This window comes from Arthrobacter sp. MSA 4-2 (genome assembly GCF_016405885.1).
Taxonomy (GTDB): domain Bacteria; phylum Actinomycetota; class Actinomycetes; order Actinomycetales; family Micrococcaceae; genus Arthrobacter_D.
This window is the reverse complement of the sequence record NZ_JAEKGC010000002.1, coordinates 14,763-32,696: the sequence shown is the minus strand read 5'-3', so window position 1 is coordinate 32,696 and position 17,934 is coordinate 14,763. Positions and strand designations below refer to the sequence as shown.

Below are 17,934 nucleotides of genomic sequence, written 5' to 3'. Positions count from 1 at the left end.
GCCTAGGATGGTGGGATGCCCGCCGCGCCCGAGTCCCTGCTCCTGTGCCCCGTGTGTGGTTCCTTCCTCCGGCCGGACGGGCGCGGCCTGGCCTGCGCTTTCGGACACCGGTTCGACGCCGCCCGGCAGGGCTATGTCAACCTGCTGACCGGGCGGGGGACGCCGTTCGAAGCCGACAGCGCCGCGATGGTGGAGGCGCGGGCGAGGTTCCTCGCTGCCGGACACTACGGGCCCCTCAGGGACGCGATCGCCGATGCTGCCCAGCGGCACGCGCCCGAACCGCGCGTGATCGTGGATGCCGGCGCCGGGACCGGCTACTACCTGCGCGGCCTGGCCGACCGCTTCCCCGGGGCGCTGCCGGTCGCACTCGACATTTCGAAGTTCGCGCTGCGCAGGGCCGCCCGCGCGCTGCCCGGCGGCATTGCACTCGTATGGGACCTGTGGCGGCCGCTCCCCCTGTCTTCAGGCAGCGCGGATCTGCTCCTCAATGTCTTCGCGCCCCGCAATGTCGATGAGTTCGTGCGCGTGCTTTCCCCGGGAGGGCTGCTGGTGGTGGCGACGCCGCTGCCGGGACACCTGGCCGAGGCCGCCCGGCTGGTCCCGATGCTCGAGGTTCCGGCCGATAAGGCGCAGGACCTCGCCGGGTCCCTGGACGGGCGCCTGACCGAGGTGGAGCGCCGGGAGGTCGTCCATGGGATGCGGCTCTCTCCGAAGGAGCTCGCGGACGTGGCTGCCATGGGCCCGGCGGCGCGGCATCTTGAGCCCCGGCAGCTTGCGGCCCTTGTCGAGGGGCTGGACCGGGAGGTCCCGGTGACCGCCCGCTTCACCGTCCAGGCGTTCCGCCACTCCTGACCGGCTGCAGGAACCCGGGGTCCGGCCCGCTAGGCCTTCCCGCCGGAGCCGCCGCGCAGTGGAACATGAAGCGCCTGCAGGGCCTGCTGGACGAGCGGGCCGATGGCCAGCGCGAAGATGACGGTGCCGAGCCCCACGACGCCGCCCAGCAGGAAGCCCACGACGACGACCGTAAGTTCGATCGATCCGCGGACCGTCCACACGGGCCAGCCCGTGATGCGGACCAGGCCGGTCATCAGGCCGTCACGGGGGCCGGGCCCCATGCCGGCGCCGATATACAGCGCCGTCGCGACGGCGAGGAGCACCAGGCCGGCCGTGAACATGAGCCCCTGAAGGACCAGATGGTCGGGAGCGGCGAGCACCCGGAGGACGACGTCGGCGGATAGGCCGACGAGGACCGTATTGGCGATCGTTCCCCAGCCGGGACGCTGCCGGATGGGAATCCACAGCAGCAGCACCCCGATGCTGATCAGCACTGTCGCGATGCCGAAACTCAGGCCCGTGCTCCGTGCGAGTCCCTGCCCGAAGACATCCCAGGGCGAGGCGCCGAGGTTCGCGCGGACCATCAGCGCGATCGAGGCACCGTACAGGAACAACCCGAGATACAGCCGGAGGTGGCGCAGCAGCAGGTTGGGCGAGGTGAGGAGGCGAAAGAGCACGCTCAAGTGTCCCACCGCGGCCCCCAACACTCTCAAATCGATAACGACCGGGCCGGGCGGGCCTCCGGGCCTAGGTATTGCCCGGCCACTTTGACACAATGAGCAGCACATCCGACAGCAGCCGTGCCGCCGGATCTGCCCGCCGTTCCGGGAGGGAAACGATGTTTGGTTGGCTGGTGGAGAACCCCTGGATTCTCTGGCTCGTCCTGTTCCTCGGCCTCGCTGCGGTCGAGACGCTCACGCTGGACCTGATGTTCCTCATGCTGTCGGTCGGGGCGCTCGCGGCCCTGATCGCCTCCTTCGTGACCGGTTCCTTCTTCCTGCAGGGCCTGGCGTTCTGCGTCGTGGCGCTGATGATGGTCCTGCTGGTCCGCCCCATCGCCCTGAGGCACCTTCGGGGAGCCACCGGCGACCAGCGCTCCAACATCGACCGCCTCATCGGCGAACCGGCGCTCGCCCTCGAGACCGTGACCTCCTCGTCCGGGACCGTCAAGATCGGCGGGGACACCTGGTCCGCCCGCACCCTGGACGGGATCTCGGTGCCCGCCGGTGCGCGGCTCGCGGTGGCGCGGATCGAAGGAGCCACCGCCGTCGTGGAACCGGCGGCGGAAAGCCCCGATCCGGACGCCGACCACCTGTAACTTTCCTGCGGGCCCACCACGGTCCCGCAGTCCACTCGATCAAGGGGGATCCATGAACGGCGACACCGGGACCATCGGACTGACAATCATCCTGATAGTCCTTGTCCTATTCGTTCTCACAGTGCTGGTGAAATCGGTGCGGATCATCCCGCAGGCCCGGGCGGGGGTGGTTGAGCGCCTCGGCAAGTACCAGCGCACCCTGCTGCCGGGACTGACCATCCTGATCCCGTTCGTTGACCGGCTGCTGCCGCTGCTCGACCTTCGGGAACAGGTCGTTTCCTTCCCTCCGCAGCCGGTGATCACCGAGGACAACCTGGTGGTCTCCATCGACACCGTCGTGTACTTCCAGGTGACCGACGCGCGGGCGGCGACCTACGAGATCGCCAACTACATCCAGGCGGTCGAACAGCTGACCACCACCACCCTGCGCAACGTCGTCGGCGGGCTGAACCTCGAACAGGCGCTGACCTCCCGGGACCAGATCAACGGGCAGCTGCGCGGCGTCCTCGATGAAGCGACGGGCAAGTGGGGCATCCGGGTGTCACGGGTCGAGCTCAAGGCCATCGATCCGCCCCACTCCATCCAGGATTCGATGGAGAAGCAGATGCGGGCCGAACGCGACCGGCGCGCTGCGATCCTGACGGCCGAGGGCACGAAGCAGTCAGCGATCCTCACCGCCGAAGGTCAGCGGCAGGCCGCCATCCTGGCCGCGGAGGGCGACGCCAAGGCGGCGATCCTGCGCGCCGACGGCGAGGCCCAGGCCATCCAGAAGGTCTTCGATGCGATCCACCTGGGCAACCCGACGCCGAAGCTGCTCGCCTACCAGTACCTGCAGACCCTGCCGAAGCTCGCCGATGGGTCCTCCAACAAGCTGTGGATCATCCCCAGCGAGATCGGTGACGCGCTGAAGGGGCTTGGCAGCGTTCTCGGAACGACGACGTCGGACTCCCCCGACGGCCGGGTGGCTGAACAAAATGCGCAGAAACGTGACGCCTGACGCCCGATCCGGGTATAGTTGGTGGTTTGCCGGAATTTCTCGTCCCCGGCAGGAACATTCCCGCTTGATGCGGAGTTATACAGTATGCGTACTATCTCGGCTTCCTGCTGCCTTCAACGGCGGCCGGACCGCGGTGCACGCAGATCGGTGCCGGCTCAGCCGGAAGCCACTCGTTGAGTAGGAGAAAATATGAGCGATCGCAGCCTGCGCGGCATGCGCCTCGGAGCGCAAAGCATGGAAACCGAATCGGGTGTGGAGCCCGCTCCGCGCCAACGGGTTGAGTACCGCTGCGAGGACGGTGAGCGGGTCTTCGTGACGTTCGCCGCCGAGGCGGAAATCCCCCCGGTGTGGGTTTCCAAGACCGGCAAGGAAGCGCTCCTGGTGGATGGTGAACGCCCCGACACTTCTAATGACAAGCCGGTGCGTACGCACTGGGACATGCTGCTTGAGCGCCGCTCCGTCGACGAACTCGAGCAGATTCTGCAGGACCGCCTGACGATCCTGCGTGAGCGCCGCGGCGAACGCCGCTCCGCCTGACGCCAGGGTCCTCCCGGCCGATGCCGGTGACGCCACCTTCGGGTGGGGTCACCGGCATTTCTTGTGCCCGGCATGTTTTGTGCCCGGGCGCGGCTTAGCCGTCGCGGCGGGTCAGCTTCCGCCACCGGGCCGCCAGGCCCCAACGGGTGACGCTGATGATCGCCTCAAGCACGATATTGCCGCTCATCTTCGAGTCGCCAAGCTCCCGCTCCACGAAGGTGATGGGCACCTCGGTAATCTTCAGGCCGAGGCGGGCCACCCGGAACGTCATGTCCACCTGGAAGCCGTACCCGACCGAGTCAACCGCCGACAGGTCGAGTTTCTCGAGGGTCCCCCGGCGGAAGGCCCGGAAGCCGGCGGTGATGTCCCGCACGGAGAGGCCGAGCATGAGGCGCGAGTAGGTGCTGCCTGCCCGCGACAGGAGCTTGCGGTGCGCCGGCCAGTTGACCACGCTGCCGCCGGGGACCCAGCGCGAACCGATCACCAGGTCGGCGCCGTCGACGGCGTCGAGGAGGCTCTGGAGCTGCTCGGGCCGGTGGGAGCCGTCGGCATCCATTTCGACCAGGACATCGTAGCCGCGTTCGAGGCCCCACCGGAACCCGGCGATGTAGGCCGCACCCAGCCCCGCCTTACCGGTGCGGTGCAGCACGAACACCTGGGCATCCGCCGCCGCCGCCTCGTCCGCGAGCCTTCCGGTGCCGTCGGGGCTGTTGTCGTCCACGATCAGCACGTCGGAGGCGGGCACTGCCTCCCGCAGCCGTCCCAGCGTCAGCGGGAGGGATTCGATCTCGTTGAAGGTCGGAATGATGGTGAGAACGCGCAAAGCGAGGGGGGCCTTTCCGGGGGGAGACGCAGGGACCGCTGGTGCCTGCCAGGTCAACGGCAATTATAGGCGACCGACCTGTACGACCCGGCGGGCGGCGGCTGCGCGGGGGTCCCTCCATCGAGCAGGCCCGCCCGCCTTCGTACCAGAAACGGTGAACCGGATCTGTTCTCTGATGGCGTGCGGGCCTGCTCTTGATGAGTGCCGTCACCGTCCTCACCAATGCGGCGGTTGAGCCGAACAGGAGGTTGATTGCGCCGGTGGTCGGCCAGGTCAGTCCCCGAGGAGTTGCTCCAACCCGTAGCAACTCAGCTTACGTGCTGGGGGCGAGGTGTCAATGCGCCTCTGACCTGCGCGAACGTCCTTCCGTGCAGGTCAGCGTCCGGTCCGGGAACGGACTATTTCGGTTTGTGGACACCTCTTGACTGATGGGCCCGGGGCCACTAGACGCTGCTTCCACCGTCCTCGGAAAACAGGGTCCGGCCGTAGTGGACGGTCTCGATGCAGTGCGGTGGATTTTCGGTATCGAGCGCCGGCAGCAGCGGGGTCCCGGCACGGGGATCCGTGCTCCAGGACTGCACCCGGTTGTCGGGTGTCTGGACCATGAGTTCGTCAACCCGCCAGACGGCGAAGGAGGCCGGCGAGCCCGGCGCCAGCTGGCCCAGCATCGGGTTCACCGCGCCGGCCGCGCGCCAGCCGGCCCGGGTATGGGCGATGAAGGCCGCCCGCGCCGACACCGCCTCGGCGGGATTGCTGTGTTCGATGCAGGCCCGCACCGACGCCCACGGGTCAAGGGGCGTGACGGGGCTGTCCGAGCCCATGGAGACCGGCACCCCGGCCGCCAGCAGGGACCCGAAACGGTTCATGCCGACCCGGCGTCCCTCGCCAAGGCGCTGCGCGTACAGCCCCGCCGGGTGTCCCCAGAGGGCATCGAAGACCGGCTGGGCGCTGACTGTCACCCCGAAGTGGACGAGGGCGGCGATCGCGGCGTCGTCCGTCATCTCGACGTGCTCGAGCCGGTGGCGGGAACGGCGCACCGCCTCGATGCCCAGCCTCTGCTCGGCCTCGCCCAGGCCGGCGAGGACGACGTCGAGCCCGGCGTCGCCGATCACGTGGAAGCCGGCCTGCACCCCTTCGGCGGTCGCGGCGGTGAGGTGCGCCCCGACGGCCGGCGCGTCAAGGAAGATGTGCCCTCGGTTTCCCGGGTCGTCGCTGTAGGGATCCCGCAGGGCCGCGGTGCGCGAGCCGATCGAGCCGTCGACATTGAGGTCCCCCGCGAGCCCAGCCAGGCGGCCGTCGAAGGAGGCGAGCAGGCTCCGGACCTCCTCCGGGGAGGAGACGGCCTCGGCCCAGTAGGGAATCACCCCGGGCAGGTCCGGGCCGCCGTCCCCGGCGCCGAGGGCGAGCAGGCCCTCGAGGTCCTCCCGGGGGGAGATGTGCGGTGCGGCCATCTCAACGACGGCGACGATGCCGCGGGAGGCGGCGTGGGCAAGGGCTGCGCGCTGCAGGTCTGCGCGGTCGGCGGGGGCCAGTGCGCGGGTGGCGAGCCGGGCCGCCGTGTGGGCGGTGCGCACCAGGAAGCCGTCGTTCCAGCCGTCGAGGCCCGCAAGGCCCAGGGAGGCCGCCAGAGTCCCGGACACGACGGCCGAATGCACATCCGCCCGGGTGAGGTAGACAGGGCGCCCGCCCGAGGCGGAATCCAGGTCGCCGGCCGTGGGGACGCGCCGCTCGGGCCACCGGGACTCGTCCCAGCCGTGGCCGAACACCGGACCCGCCTGGGCCGCGGCGCGGACGCGCTCGAGCAGGTCCGCCAGGCTGGTGCAGGACGACAGGTCGATCGAGGTGAGCCCCAGGCCGGTCTCGGTGGTGTGGAAGTGGGAGTCGACGAAGCCCGGGGCGATCAGGGCACCGTCGAGGTCGACGGTGCGGACCCCGGGCCCGCCGAGGTTCTCCGCGGCATGCTCACCACCGATCCAGGCCACCGTGCCGCCGTCGACGAGCATGGCGGTGGCGAAGGGGTCGGCTGGGCTGTAGACGGAGCCGTTGCGGTACAGGACGGGGCGCTGGGAATCCATGAAGTTTCGACGGGGCTTTCGCTAGGAGGCGGGAGGTCGTGGGGTGGTGCTGGCTATTCGGTGATGTTGGAGTAGGCGACGACGCCGCGGCGGATCAGGGCGATGGCCTTGACGCAGCGCCCGTGAAGGCCCTCCGGCAGGTCGCGGACCTTGGCCAGCTGATCGAGCAGGTCGATGACCTGCTTGGCCCAGCGGACGAAGTCGCCGGCGGCCAGCTCCGTGCCGCTCAGGGCGGTCTGCAGCGAGCGGCCCTGAGCCCACTTGTACATGGGCCAGACGAGTCCGAGTTCGGGCTCCCCCGTCACGGGCAGGCGGTGCTGCTCCTCGCTGTCGGTCAGGCGGGACCATTCACGGATGATGATGTCCACCGAGTTTTCGAGCCCGAAGCTCGGCAGAACCGGGCGCAGCCCGCGCTCCTCACGCTTGGCCTGGTACACCAGCACCGAGGCGACCGCGGCGAGCTCGCCGGAGTCGAGTTCGTCGAAGGCCCCGTTTTCGACCGAAAGGGCGATGAGGAGGTCCTTCTCCCCGTAGATGCGGCGCAGTTTCTGCCCTTCAGGGGTGATCTTCAGTCCGGTTTCGGCGTCCGGTGCCACGTAGCCGTAACCGGCCAGCACCTCGGAGACCCGGTCGAAGGTCTTCGCGATGGTGTTGGTCCTGCCGCGGATCTGCCCGGCGAGGCGGTCGGTCTCCTTGCGCAGCTTGAGCCAGCGCTCGGACCAGCGGGCGTGCTGTTCCCGCTCGCTGCAGCCGTGGCAGGGGTGGGCGCGCAGGCGCCGGCGCAGGTCGGTGATGGCCCGCTCCTCGGCGGCGGCGGTCGAGGAGTGGAGCCCGTTCCCGCGGCCGGAGCCCCGGCGCGGCGGCCGCTTCTCCTGCAGGGCGTTGCGCAGGGAGGACGTGAGGTCGCGGCGGTCCTTCGGGCTGCGGGCGCTGAAGCTTTTGGGGATGCGGATGCGGGAGAGGATTTCGATGGGCCCGTCCAGGTCCTGGACGCCCACCCGCCGGATCTGCGTGTCGATGGTCAGCACGGTGGGACGCGGCTCCCGGGAGGGATCGCTGTCGAGCACCACGGCGTACCCCTGGCTGCGGCCGCCGGGCACATCGATGACGTCGCCCGGCCGCAGCGCCTCGAGGGACGCCTCCGCCGCGGACCGCGCGGAGCGGGACCGGTCACGGGAGGCACGCTGTTCGAGGTCGGAGAGTTCCCGCCGCAGGCTGGCGTACTCGCGGAAGTCCCCCAGGTGGCACGTCATCGACTTCTCATAGCCGCGCAGGGATTCCTCCCGGCTGCGCAGCTGCTTGGCCAGGCCGACGACGGAGCGGTCGGCCTGGAACTGCGCGAAGGAGGTCTCGAGGATCTCCCGCGCGCGTTCCTGGCCGAACTGGGCGATGAGGTTGATGCTCATGTTGTAGGTCGGGCGGAAGCTCGAGTTCAGCGGATAGGTGCGTCGGGAGGCGAGCCCGGCGACGGCCCCCGGGTCGGTGCCCGGCTGCCACAGCACCACGGCGTGGCCCTCGACGTCGATGCCGCGGCGCCCGGCCCGGCCGGTGAGCTGTGTGTATTCCCCCGCGGTGACGTTGACGTGGGCCTCGCCGTTGAACTTGTCGAGCTTCTCCAGCACCACAGAGCGGGCGGGCATGTTCACGCCCAGGGCGAGGGTTTCGGTGGCGAAGACGGCCTTGACCAGGCCGGCGGCGAACAGCTTCTCGACGACCTCCTTGAAGGTCGGCAGCATGCCGGCGTGGTGGGCGGAGAAGCCGCGGATCAGGCCTTCGCGCCAGGTCCAGAAGCCGAGGATCTCAAGGTCGTCCCGCGGAATCTCCTGGGTGGCCTCATCGATGGTCTCGCTGATGGTCGCGCGCTCGTCCTCCGTGGTGAGCCAGAGGCCGGCGTGCAGGCACTGGGTGACGGCGGCTTCGCACCCGTTGCGGGAGAAGATGAACGTGATAGCCGGCAGCAGGCCGGCGCGGTCAAGCGCGGTGATGACCTGGGGCCGGCTCGCGCGGCGGACGAGGGTCTCCTGGGGCCGGCGCGCGGGCGCCCTTCCCCGGCGCCCGGAGCCCCAGCCCGCGCGCTGGTTCAGCCTGACCTCGTTGCTCGCCAGTTCGAGCAGCTCGGGGTTGACCTCGTAGAAGTCGCGGGCCCCGCCTTCCGGGCCGGACGGCGCCGCCTCGTCGAAGGCAACATCGCCGGCGAAGAGGTCAAGCAGGTTCGATCCGACCATCACGTGCTGCCACAACGGCACCGGCCGGTGCTCGGAGACGACGACGTCGGTATCGCCGCGGACCGTGTCGAGCCAGGCTCCGAATTCCTCGGCATTGGAGACCGTGGCGCTGAGGGAGACGAGCTTCACCTCGGTCGGCAGGTGGATGATCACTTCCTCCCAGACCGCACCGCGGAACCGGTCGGCGAGGTAGTGGACCTCGTCCATGACGACGTACCCGAGGTCGTCGAGCGTCTCGGAGTTGGCATAGAGCATGTTCCGCAGCACTTCGGTGGTCATGACGACGACGTCGGCGTCGGGGTTGATGGTCGTGTCCCCGGTGAGCAGTCCCACCCGCTCCGAACCGTGGACCGCGGCGAGTTCGGAGTACTTCTGGTTGCTGAGGGCCTTGATCGGTGTGGTGTAGAAGGCCTTGAGTCCCTGCTGCAGGGCAAGGTACACGGCGAACTCCCCCACGACGGTCTTCCCGGCCCCGGTGGGCGCGGCGACGAGCACCCCTTTGCCGGCCTCGAGGGAGGTGCAGGCGTCGCGCTGGAAGGGATCGAGTTCGAACGAGAGCGTGTTCTCGAAGGCGAAAAGCTGGGTTCTTGCCATCGCGTTGCGGGTCTTGGCCGCCTGATAGCGCTCTGCGGGGGTGCTCATCTTTCAACCCTAAACGCTGGGCCGGGGAGCGGCACGCATCACCGGGCTCCGGTCGCCCGCTACAGTCCCTCGATGGTTGAGGCCTGATCGGCGGTGGCGTTCAGCTCGGCCTCGCGGGCGGCGTTGCGCCGGGCGCGCCGCTTGTCGTTGAGCAGGCACAGGCCGATGGCGGCGAAGAAGAGCACGAGCATCGGCACCGCGAGGTAGAACATGCTCACCGCGTCGGCGCCCGGCGCGGCCATGGCGGCGAAGAGGCAGACGAGGAAGACGGTGATGCGCCACGCCTTGAGGACCTGGCGTCCGGAGATCAACCCGACGAGGTTCAGCCCGAACAGCACCACCGGGAGCAGGAACGCGATCCCGAAGGCGAGCATCAGGCGCAGGATGAAGGTGATGAACACCGACACCGTGATGATGTTGGTGAACCCGCCCGGGGTGAAGTCCGTCAGGACCCTCACCGCGTTGGGCAGGACCAGCCATGCGAGGTAGATCCCGGCCAGGAACAGGGGCACCGCCACCGCGATGAACGCAAGCGAGATGCGCCGTTCCTTGGCGTGCAGCCCGGGGGTGATGAACGCCCACAGCTGGTACAGCCAGACCGGGCTGGAGATGATCAGCCCCAGGAAGACCGAGACCTGGATGAGCAGGTCGAACGGGGAGGCGACGGCGTCGAAGTTCAGGGCAGCGCTGCGGCCCTCCCGCTCGTTGAGTTCCTGGATGGGCGCAGCGAGGGCTTCAAGGACGGGGTTGTAGATGAAGAAGCCGACCACCGTGCCGGCGACCACCGCCAGGCCGGACTTGAACAACCGGATGCGTGCTTCGCGCAGGTGTTCCTTGAGAGCCATCCGCCCTTCGGGGTTGGCCTTGCGCCCTCGGGTCCGTGCCATGGTGCCTAGGGGGTGGAGCCCGGCGTTCCGCCCGGTGCCGACGTGGAGCCACCGGCCGCTCCGGGGGGATTGTGTGGGGCGGTTGTCGGCTGCCCCGGCGCGCCGTGGGTCTGTGCGTCGGGACCGGAGGCGACAATGTTTCCCTCGACAGGCGCGCCCGCGGTGCCGCTGCCCGTGTTGTTCTCATCCTTCATCTGCTTGACCTCGGACTTGAAGATGCGCAGCGACTGGCCGGCGCTGCGCGCCAGCCCGGGGAGCTTGGGCGCACCGAAAAGTAGGATCGCGATCACGATAATAATGACGATCTGCCAGCCATCGAGCCTCATGCCAGGTTCCTCTCCTAGGTCCTCTTCAGTTTAGGTCATAGATCGGGGCCGCCGTGCAGCGACCGGGGCCGCCACAGGGGCTCATCCGGCACCCGGCCGCGGGACGCACGGCCCGGGACGGAACCGCGCCGTCCAGAGTCCTCCGCGAATTCATTCAGCGTTCAGACCCTTGGTACCTGGAGGCGGCTCAGAGGTGCGGAAGGTCGCGCAGCAGCTGGGGCCGCCGGTTCTCGGCACGGCGCCGGATCCGCCGCTCGCGCCGCCGCCCCTGGAGCAGCAGCCGGGCTTCCTGGTTGGCACGGCGGACCTCCGCGGGCGGCGCAAAAACGGCGGGGACGGTGGCGTCGGGAGCCTCCCCCGCGGTGGCGTCGGAAGCACGCGAGGGAGGCGCGGCATCGAGGAGCGATGATGCCTTCTCGAACTCGTCCAGCGTCGCCATCGCCTTCCGGAAGACCCGGAAGCCCACGGCGAGCAGGAACAGGGCGCTGACCGCCACCAGGGCGATCCACAGAACCAACCACATCCACCACGACATTGCTTCAGTCTAAGCCGCGGTCGACGCCAGGGCCGCCTCGAGCCACCGCAGGACCTCCGCGCGCAGGTCCCGGGGCCCGGCCACGGCCGCCGCCCCGCCGAGCCCTGCGATCAGGCCGGGAAGCCATGCCACCGAGCCGACACTCAGTTCGGCGGCGAGGGTGCCCCCGCCCAGTTCCTCGGTCCGCACGGCGTTGTACTGGGCCGCGATCCACCGGGCGGGTTCCTTCAGCACCAGCACGATGCTCCGGTCATCCGGCGAGGGTGTGTAGAGCCCCGCGGAGGGCGCCGCATCCTGGGGTGGCCCCGCCTCGCCGCCCCGGGTGACGGGCCGGTCCGTGAGGCGGACGTCCTGGATGCGGTCGAGCCGGAAGTTCCGGAACCCTGCGGAACCGATGCACCAGGCCTCCACATACCAGCGGTCGTCCTGGGAAAAGGCGCGGACCGGTTCGATGACCCGCTCGGTGATCTGGTCGCGGGCGGGCACGAGGTAGGACATCTCCACCTGGACCCCGCGCCGGAGGGCCTCCTGGAACAGCTCCAGGTGGGGCTGCACCTCGTCCTCGCTCAGCCGGGTCGCGACGACGGTGCCCATGCGGGCCGCGTCGCCGGCCGCCGCGGTGAGCTTGGCCTGGGCCGTGGCCAGGGCCGGATGGGCGGCGATGCCCGGCAGGTCCCGCAGCGCCTGGAGGCCGACGATGAGGGTGCACGCCTCGTCCATCGCCAGGCGCACCGGCTGGGAGAGGTTGCGGGCGTTGCTCAGGTAGATCCTGCCGTTCTCGACGTCCACGTCCATCAGCCCGTCGGGGTAGTGGCGCGGACCGCTGACGAAGAGCAGGTCGAGATCGCGGGTCAGCTGGGCCTCGGTGACCTCGAACCGCTGCGCCGTCTCCTTGAGGTCGGCCCCAGGGTGTGCCAACAGGTAGGGCACCAGGTCGAGCAGGCGCAGCAGATGGTCCTGGGCCGAGGACTTCCGGCGCGGCGCCGTTCCCTGCCCTCCGGTGACTTCGACCTCCGGTGCGGTGCGGGCGGCGTCGAGGGCGCCGGTGAGCAGCTCCCGCACCCGGGAACCGAGCTCGGCCGGTTCGACGACGGAGGCGTTCGCGCCGAAGCCGGCGACCTCCGCGGCGAGGGCCGGCAGGCCGGTGTAGGGGACGCGGAGGCGGTCCCAGTCCTCGCCGTGTTCGACGAGGACTGACCCCCGGCGCACCCGCAGGATGTTGCAGGTGCCCGGGCGGACGAGCAGCTCGGCGGTCCCCTCGGCGTCGCGCCGGGTCAACGAGGCCAGCGCCGCATTGATGTCGAAGGACTCGGGCGGCTCGAAGCCGCCCTCGCGCAGGGCCGGCGGTGAGGTCATCCGGGACAGGCGGAAGAACCGTTCGGCCTGCCGGTCCGCGTCGAAGCCGACAAGGTACCAGTGCCCGAACCGGGAGCCCATCCCCCAGGGCCGCACCGTGCGCTTTTCCTCGCGTCCGGTGCTGGCCGCCCGGTAGGTGAACGTGATGGTCCGGCGGGCGGCCATGGCGCGCCACACCTCGTCCCAGTAGGGTTCGCTGGTGCGGATCCTCGGCTGGACGGGCAGCGGCGCGGGCAGCTCGGTACCCGGGGTCCGCAGGCTGAGCTTCCGCATGGCCCGGGAGGCGGCGGAGTCGAGCGAGGCGGGGTCCCACATCCCCGCCGCGATGCTGAGGAAGGTGTACTCCTCGGCGGTGAAGGTCACCCCGGTGAGCTGGTACTCCTCGGCGTTGATGCGGTACCGCTGCACCGTGTTGTCGGTCTCGAAGAGGGGATCCTCGCTGAAGGACTCAAGCGGAATGCCCTGCTCCCGCAGCATCGCCTTGTCCCGGTCGAAGAGCTTCTCCCGGGCAGCCGGCGTGGGCGCCTCACGGTACAGTTCGATTTCCTCGAACAGTTCCTCCTTGCTGAAACCGCGTTTGCTGGACAGCAGCAGGATCACCAGGGTCAGGAGTCGTTCGGTTCGTTTTGCGGACACGGGAGTTACCTTACCTGCCTCCGAACCGCCGCCGGACCAGCCCGTTCCCTGCCCGGAAACAGCACTGCCGCCCGGCGCCGGGGCGCGGGGCGGCAGCTGCCGTAGGTGGTGAGGCTCAGCGCACGTCGAGCAGGTCGACGACGAAGATCAGGGATTCGTTCGGGCCGATCGCCGAGCCGGCGCCGCGGGCGCCGTAGGCAAGCTCGGAGGGGATCTCAAGCCGGCGGCGGCCGCCGACCCTCATGCCGAGCAGGCCCTGGTCCCAGCCCTGGATGACCTGGCCGACGCCGACCTTGAAGTCGAGCGGTGCACCGCGGTTCCAGGACGCGTCGAACTCCTCGCCGGTGGAGAATGCGACGCCGACGTAGTGGGTGGAGACGGTGTCCCCGGCCGTGGCCGCCTTGCCGTTGCCTTCGATGAGGTCTTCGATGACGAGTTCGGTGGGTGCGCCGTGGCTGGGGAAGTCGATCTCCGGCTTGGACCGGTCGAATTCGCGCTGTCCAAATGACATGGTTCTCCTTCGCGGGGTGGGGGTGTTCGGGTGGTGCGGTTACTTGGCGGCGGCCTTGCCGGTGATCTCCACGAAGAACACGAGCGTGCCGGAGGGGCGGCCCTCGGGTGCCGGGTCGCCGTAGCCCCAGGCGCCGGGGATGACCAGCAGGACCTGCGAGCCGACCTTCTGGCCGGCGAGGCCCTTGGTCCAGCCCTCGATGACGCCGGTCAGCGGGAACTCGGCGGGCTCGCCGCGCTCGAAGCTCGAGTCGAACTGCTCGCCGTCCTCCCAGCGCCAGCCGCTGTAGTTGGCGGTGATCGTGTCGGACTCGGCGACGACCTCGCCGTCGCCCTCCTTGAGGACCTTCACCACGAGGTCCTTGGACGGCTCGTTGTCGGGGATGGTGACCTCGGGCGCGCCGTCCTTGGCGAACTTGAACGTGGGCAGCTTGCCCTCGTCGTCGAGCTTGCTGACGTCCTCGGGAGACAGGATCTTGGGCTCCGGGGCGGGGTCCTTGGCGGAAATGATCTTCAGGACCACCAGCTGCTGCGGAGTGGCCTCCTGGCCTTCGGCAGGTTCCTCGATCGGCCGGGTGTACCCGACCTGGGCTCCGACCTTCGTGCCGACCAGGACTTCGTACAGTTCGGCGTCCTGCTCCTTGAGCGTGTCGTCAACGGGCAGCGGCTGGGGCTGGCCGCCCTCGTAGGTGTCACCGAGCTTGCTGCCGTCCTCGGCATTGAAGAACGCGGCGTTGAAGGTGATCTGCTGGCCCGCCTTGATGGCCTTGCCGTCACCCTCGACGAGGGTCTTCACGGCGGGAGCGGTGACCTTCAGGGGTGTGTCGAACTCGACCTTGGGGGCCTTCTTGTCACTGCCGCCGCTGACGGTGACCGACTCGAAGACGTCGGCGTCACCGGCCGACTTCCCGGTCGACGCGCCGCCGCATGCGGTGAGCGCGAGCAGCAGGGGCAGGAGGAACAAAAGTATCCGTCGCACAGAACTTCTTTCGCAGGAGTTGTCGGTAGTTCAGGCAGCGCCCATCCGGACGGGCATCTTCAAGCCTAACGGTTTCCGGGCGGCGTTTTCTCCCCCGTTCCATACCCCGCGGTGCCCGCCGGTGTGTTCAGAGGTGCTCGAGGAGGGCTTCGACGCGCTCATCGACCGATCGAAAGGGGTCCTTGCAGAGGATGGTCTGCTGGGCCCGGTCGTTGAGTTTCAGGTGGACCCAGTCCACGGTGTAATCGCGGTTGGCTTCCTTGGCCCGCCGCACGAACTCCCCCCGGAGCCGCGCCCGGGTGGTCTGCGGCGGGGTATCGACGGCTTCCTTGACGACGACGTCGTCGACCACCCGCAGCGCCTCCCCCCGGGCCTGGAGCAGGAAGAACAGGCCCCGGCTGCGGGAGATGTCGTGGTAGGTCAGATCGAGCTGCGACACCCGGGCGGAGTCGAGTTCGACCCCGTTGCGCTCCATGTACCGGTCGACGAGCTTCTTCTTGATCGCCCAGTCCACCTCCCGGTCGATCGCCGAGGTGTCCCCCGTCTCGATCGCGTCGAGGGTGCGCTCCCACAGGCTCAGCACCGCCGGGACGTGCGCGTGGTGCGCACCGTTCGTGTCGACGAAGGCCCGGGCCCGGGCGAGGTACTCCCGCTGCATGTCCAGGGCGGTGATGGAACGCCCGTTGGCGAGCTTCAGCAGCTGCCGGCCCGAGAGGTCGTGGGAGATCTCCCGGATGCTGCGGATCGGGTTCTCGAGGCGGAAGTCACGCATCATCGCCCCGGCCTCGACCATGCGCAGGATCAGGTCCACCGAGCCGATCTTCAGGCGGGTCGTCGTCTCGGACATGTTTGAGTCCCCGGCGATGATGTGGAGCCGGCGGAAGAATTCGGCGTCGGCGTGCGGTTCGTCGCGGGTGTTGATAATGGGCCGGGACCGGGTGGTGGCCGAGGAGATGCCCTCCCACAGGTGGTCGGCGCGCTGCGAGAACGCGTACAGGGAGCCGTTCTGCGTCTTGAGCACCTTGCCGGCGCCGACAAGGAGCTGCCGCGTCACGAGGAACGGGATGAGGATGTCGGCGAGCCGGCCGAACTCCAGCTTGCGCGGAATGAGGTAGTTCTCGTGGCTGCCGTAGGAGTTCCCGGCCGAATCGGTGTTGTTCTTGAACAGGTAGATATTGCCGTTGTAGCCCTCCTGGCTCAGCTTGCGCTGGGCCTCGACCACGAGGTCCTCGAGAATCAGCTCGCCGGCGCGGTCCTGGGCGATCAGTTGCGCCAGGTCGTCGCATTCGGCCGTCGCGTACTCCGGGTGCGAGCCGACGTCGAGGTAGAGCCGTGAACCGTTGGTCAGGAACACATTGGAGGACCGCCCCCAGCTGACGACCTTGCGGAAGAGATACCTGGCCACCTCCTCGGGCGAGAGGGGCCGGGAGTTGGGCCCCGAGTAGGAGATGCCGAACTCAGTTTCGATTCCGAAGATACGCCGGTCCATTAGACAGGGCTTTCCCGAGAGGTGAGCATGGTTTCGAGTTCAGGGATGCCGATGCGCCGGAACGCCCGGTGGGTGCCACGGGCCACCTCCGGGTCGCGGTCGAGCACCGCCACTTCAAGCGATTCCGGCCCCAGCTGGGGGCCGGCACCCGTGGAGCCGTCCTGCCGCAGCGAGTGCACCGCGGCGCGCACGGCCTCCGGGAAGTCGAGGTCCTCGGAGAAGCTGCTGCGCAGCACCTCCACCACGGCCTCCGCTGCGCCGCCCATCACCACGAACCCCTTCTCGTCGGCGATCGAGCCGTCGAAGGTGAGGCGGTACAGGTGGTCCGTGGCGGGCTGCTCCCCCACCTCGGCGACCACCAGTTCGACCTCGAACGGCTTGCTCTCGGCGGTGAAGACCGCGCCCAGGCTCTGGGCGTACACGCTGGCCAAGCCGCGGGCGGTGACGTCTTCGCGGTCGTACGAGTAGCCCCGGACGTCGGCGTAGCGGATGCCGGCCTGCCTCAGGCTCTCGAACTCGTTGTACTTCCCCACGGCGGCGAAGGCGATGCGGTCGTAGATCTCACCGAGCTTGTGCAGCGACGGCGACGGGTTCTCGGCGACCAGGGCGATGCCGTCGCGGCAGCTGAGCACGATGACCGAGCGGCCGCGGCCGATCCCCTTCCGCGCGAAGTCGGCGCGGTCCCGCATGAGCTGCTCGGGCGATACGTAGAACTGCTGGGTCATGGTCTAGGCCTCCCGTCCTGCAATGGAGCGGCTTGCGATGACATTCCGCGCCGTCGTCTCAAGTTCCCGGTCCGGGATCCGCCGCGTGCCCGCGCTGTTGACGGTGTACACGACCGGCCAGAGCTCGCGGACGACGTCGGGCCCGCCGGTGGCCGAGTCGTCGTCGGCGGCGTCGTACAGGGCCTCGACCGCCACCTGCACCGCTGAGGCTTCGTCGAGGTTCGGCTTCCACAGTTTTTTCAGCGATCCGCGGGCAAACGCCGATCCCGAGCCCACGCTGTGGTGCTCCTGTTCCTCATACCGCCCACCGGTGACGTCGAAGGAGAAGAGCCGCCCTTCATGGCGGCTGGTGTCGTAGCCGGCGAAGAGGGGCACCACGGCGAGCCCCTGCAGCGCCATCGGAAGGTTCTGCCGGACCATGGCGGCCAGCCGGTTGGCCTTCCCGTCAAGGCTCATGCGGGTGCCTTCGATCTTCTCGTAGTGCTCGAGTTCGACCTGGAACAGGCGCGTCAGGTCGAGGGCGATTCCGGCGGTGCCGGCGATGCCGAGCACCGAGAACATGTCGGCCGGGAAGACCTTCTCGATGTGCCGGCTGGCGATGACGTTGCCCATGGTGGCGCGGCGGTCTCCCGCCATCAGCACTCCACCGGCGAAGGTCAGCGACACGATCGTCGTTGCGTGCGGGGCGAGGGCCCGGCCGGCGCCCTGGGCCGGGAAGTCAACGCGGCTGCGCGAAGCCAGCAGGTCGGGGTGATGGCGCCCCAGATGGTCCGAGAACGACGTCGATGCCGCCCGGGCGACCGCTGCTGCAGCTTCTTCCGGCATCATTTCCCTTACTGCCCACCCTTCTGGACGAAGCCCCTGACGAACTCTTCGGCGTTGGACTCAAGCACGCCGTCAATTTCGTCAAGCAGGTCGTCGACGCCCTGGGTTTCTGCGGTGTCCGAGGCGGAGGCCGGAGCGGCGGGAGGCTCTGCCGGGGTGTCTTCCTGCTCCTCGGTGCGTGCGCCTGTGGCCTTGTGATCCTGTGTTGCCATGAT

18 protein-coding genes are annotated in these 17,934 nt (G+C 69.1%); 4 read left to right on the top strand and 14 right to left on the bottom strand.

Annotation, left to right across the window (positions count from 1 at the left end):
* Positions 1-15 precede the first annotated feature (15 nt).
* On the top strand, positions 16-852 hold the full coding sequence (locus tag I6N91_RS01915) for a putative RNA methyltransferase (protein ID WP_198810246.1): 837 nt from the start codon (positions 16-18) through the stop codon (positions 850-852).
* A gap of 29 nt (positions 853-881) precedes the next feature.
* Here the strand turns inward: I6N91_RS01915 and I6N91_RS01910 are convergent, their stop codons facing one another.
* Positions 882-1,511 (bottom strand): hypothetical protein, encoded by a 630-nt coding sequence (locus I6N91_RS01910; RefSeq protein ID WP_307843201.1) that lies wholly within the window; start codon positions 1,509-1,511, stop codon positions 882-884.
* Between the two features lie 98 nt (positions 1,512-1,609).
* Here I6N91_RS01910 and I6N91_RS01905 point away from each other — a divergent pair, with 98 nt between their 5' ends.
* The 3 genes from I6N91_RS01905 (at position 1,610) to I6N91_RS01895 (ending at position 3,686) form a co-directional block, all read left to right on the top strand.
* Complete coding sequence (locus tag I6N91_RS01905) at positions 1,610-2,152, top strand: NfeD family protein (protein ID WP_374058894.1); 543 nt, start codon at positions 1,610-1,612, stop codon at positions 2,150-2,152.
* Positions 2,153-2,204: 52 nt separating this feature from the next.
* On the top strand, positions 2,205-3,149 hold the full coding sequence (locus I6N91_RS01900) for an SPFH domain-containing protein (RefSeq protein WP_198810245.1): 945 nt from the start codon (positions 2,205-2,207) through the stop codon (positions 3,147-3,149).
* A 189-nt stretch (positions 3,150-3,338) separates the two neighbouring features.
* Positions 3,339-3,686: an RNA polymerase-binding protein RbpA gene (locus I6N91_RS01895; RefSeq protein ID WP_120168085.1), complete on the top strand. Its 348-nt coding sequence runs from the start codon at positions 3,339-3,341 to the stop codon at positions 3,684-3,686.
* A gap of 94 nt (positions 3,687-3,780) precedes the next feature.
* On the opposite strand, the gene I6N91_RS01890 is transcribed toward I6N91_RS01895, so the two are convergent.
* The 13 genes from I6N91_RS01890 to I6N91_RS01830 all read right to left on the bottom strand — a co-directional run bounded on the left by I6N91_RS01890 (position 3,781) and on the right by I6N91_RS01830 (position 17,931).
* Positions 3,781-4,509: a polyprenol monophosphomannose synthase gene (locus I6N91_RS01890; protein WP_198810244.1), complete on the bottom strand. Its 729-nt coding sequence runs from the start codon at positions 4,507-4,509 to the stop codon at positions 3,781-3,783.
* Positions 4,510-4,952: 443 nt separating this feature from the next.
* The gene (locus tag I6N91_RS01885) at positions 4,953-6,584 is read right to left on the bottom strand and encodes an amidohydrolase (protein WP_198810243.1); all 1,632 of its coding nucleotides are present in this window, start codon (positions 6,582-6,584) and stop codon (positions 4,953-4,955) included.
* Between the two features lie 53 nt (positions 6,585-6,637).
* Complete coding sequence (locus tag I6N91_RS01880) at positions 6,638-9,451, bottom strand: RNA helicase (RefSeq protein WP_198810242.1); 2,814 nt, start codon at positions 9,449-9,451, stop codon at positions 6,638-6,640.
* A 59-nt stretch (positions 9,452-9,510) separates the two neighbouring features.
* Complete coding sequence (gene tatC / locus I6N91_RS01875) at positions 9,511-10,338, bottom strand: twin-arginine translocase subunit TatC (RefSeq protein WP_198810241.1); 828 nt, start codon at positions 10,336-10,338, stop codon at positions 9,511-9,513.
* Between the two features lie 5 nt (positions 10,339-10,343).
* Entirely contained in the window at positions 10,344-10,664 is a 321-nt protein-coding gene (tatA, locus tag I6N91_RS01870; protein WP_198810240.1) for a Sec-independent protein translocase subunit TatA, read from the bottom strand.
* A 187-nt stretch (positions 10,665-10,851) separates the two neighbouring features.
* Positions 10,852-11,199: a hypothetical protein gene (locus tag I6N91_RS01865; protein WP_198810239.1), complete on the bottom strand. Its 348-nt coding sequence runs from the start codon at positions 11,197-11,199 to the stop codon at positions 10,852-10,854.
* 9 nt (positions 11,200-11,208) lie between these two features.
* Positions 11,209-13,191, bottom strand: a complete 1,983-nt coding sequence (locus I6N91_RS01860; RefSeq protein WP_198810238.1) for a YafY family protein — start codon at positions 13,189-13,191, stop codon at positions 11,209-11,211.
* A gap of 115 nt (positions 13,192-13,306) precedes the next feature.
* Positions 13,307-13,702: an FKBP-type peptidyl-prolyl cis-trans isomerase gene (locus I6N91_RS01855; RefSeq protein WP_198810237.1), complete on the bottom strand. Its 396-nt coding sequence runs from the start codon at positions 13,700-13,702 to the stop codon at positions 13,307-13,309.
* A 39-nt stretch (positions 13,703-13,741) separates the two neighbouring features.
* Complete coding sequence (locus I6N91_RS01850) at positions 13,742-14,680, bottom strand: FKBP-type peptidyl-prolyl cis-trans isomerase (protein WP_198810236.1); 939 nt, start codon at positions 14,678-14,680, stop codon at positions 13,742-13,744.
* Between the two features lie 127 nt (positions 14,681-14,807).
* Positions 14,808-16,169 (bottom strand): Pup--protein ligase, encoded by a 1,362-nt coding sequence (pafA, locus tag I6N91_RS01845; RefSeq protein ID WP_198810235.1) that lies wholly within the window; start codon positions 16,167-16,169, stop codon positions 14,808-14,810.
* Positions 16,169-16,894 carry a proteasome subunit alpha gene (gene prcA / locus I6N91_RS01840; protein WP_198810234.1) on the bottom strand — a complete coding sequence of 242 codons (726 nt, stop codon included), beginning with the start codon at positions 16,892-16,894 and terminating at the stop codon, positions 16,169-16,171. Before prcA ends, pafA begins: the two co-directional genes overlap by 1 nt.
* 3 nt (positions 16,895-16,897) lie before the next feature.
* Entirely contained in the window at positions 16,898-17,719 is an 822-nt protein-coding gene (prcB, locus tag I6N91_RS01835; protein WP_198810617.1) for a proteasome subunit beta, read from the bottom strand.
* A gap of 8 nt (positions 17,720-17,727) precedes the next feature.
* Positions 17,728-17,931 carry a ubiquitin-like protein Pup gene (locus I6N91_RS01830; protein WP_198810233.1) on the bottom strand — a complete coding sequence of 68 codons (204 nt, stop codon included), beginning with the start codon at positions 17,929-17,931 and terminating at the stop codon, positions 17,728-17,730.
* Positions 17,932-17,934 lie beyond the last annotated feature (3 nt).